General features: G+C 68.0%; 2 protein-coding genes. Both read right to left on the minus strand.

The genetic code is table 11. The features are described 5' to 3' along the window. Positions 1–35 precede the first annotated feature (35 nt). Positions 36–566, minus strand: a complete 531-nt coding sequence (locus ACFY93_RS34520) for a transposase (protein ID WP_391365880.1) — start codon at positions 564–566, stop codon at positions 36–38. Further along, positions 563–1,102: a winged helix-turn-helix domain-containing protein gene (locus tag ACFY93_RS34525; protein WP_391365881.1), complete on the minus strand. Its 540-nt coding sequence runs from the start codon at positions 1,100–1,102 to the stop codon at positions 563–565. The genes ACFY93_RS34520 and ACFY93_RS34525 overlap by 4 nt, the downstream gene beginning before the upstream one ends. Positions 1,103–1,170: the final 68 nt, after the last annotated feature.

Raw genomic sequence — 1,170 nt, forward strand, 5'->3', positions numbered from 1 at the left:
CTACTGAGGTTGAACTCGTGATGTCGTGCGGTTGGTCAGGCGGGTCGGATGGTCAGTCCGGTCTCGGCGAGGCAGCCGTCTATGAGGTGGCTGCGGTACTGGATGTGCCGTAGGCCGCGTCGGATGCGCTGGACGAGGTGTTCGGGGGTGCTGAAGGCGACGTTGGAGAGCCAGCCGCGTCGCAGGAGAGACCAGATCCCTTCGACGGGGTTGAGGTCGGGTGCGTAGGGCGGCAGGTAGTAGATGGTCAGCCAGTCCCGGGCTTCCGCCCATTCCCGCAGGTCGGCGGCTTTGTGGACGTTGAGGTTGTCCCAGACGAGCACGATCGGGCCACCGAGCTGCTGGTGGGCTGTGATCAGCAGGTCGCGGTAGTCGCGCCACGAGAAGCTCTTGCGGCCGTCGCGGTTGCCGTCGTCCCGGCGGGGCCGGTAGATCAACCGGGACCGGTGGCCCGGCTTGTAGCAGGTCAGCGCGGCAATCGACACCCGTCTGCGGGAACGGCCCCGGACCCGCACCACGGGAGTCCGGCCGCGCTGCGACCAGGTCTTCGCTTGCGGCGGCGTCATGGAGAATCCGGCCTCGTCCTCGAAGACGAGCCATGCTCCACGGGCCGCCGCGAGTCTTCCGCGCAGGGCCATACCTCCTTGACCCACCCGGTCACCGCGTCGTCGTCCCGCTCGATCGCGCGTCGGGCCGGGACCTGGCAGGACCAGCCATTGCGGACCAGGAGCTTGCGCACGCCCTGGATCGTGTAGGTCAGGTGGAAGCGTCGACCGATCACTGTCTTGACTCGAGCCAGCGTCCACCGCTGGTCCTCCCAGCCATGTGCGGCCGGTCCTTTGGCCAGCTCCGCCTCCAGTTGGGCGAATTGCTTCTCGCTCAGTCTCGGCAGAGACGCCGGCCCCTGCGACCGCAGAGCACGCGGGCCGCCCTCGTCCCACATCTGCCGCCACCGCTGTACCGAGCGGACGCTGACGCGCAGGTCCTTGGCGATCACCGAGCTCGCCTCGCCCCGGGCGAACCTCTCGGCCGCCTTGAGTCGTAACTCTTCGCGGAAGTGCTGTCGTTCGGCGGTCAGCCCGCCCCCTTGTGGATACCGCATGCCCCGGTGATACCGCACGAGCGACGAGCCGTCAGCCCCTGCGACACCACGAGTTCAACCTCAGTAAC

It is taken from the genome of Streptomyces sp. NPDC008313 (assembly GCF_042956125.1).
In the GTDB taxonomy this organism is placed as follows: domain Bacteria; phylum Actinomycetota; class Actinomycetes; order Streptomycetales; family Streptomycetaceae; genus Streptomyces.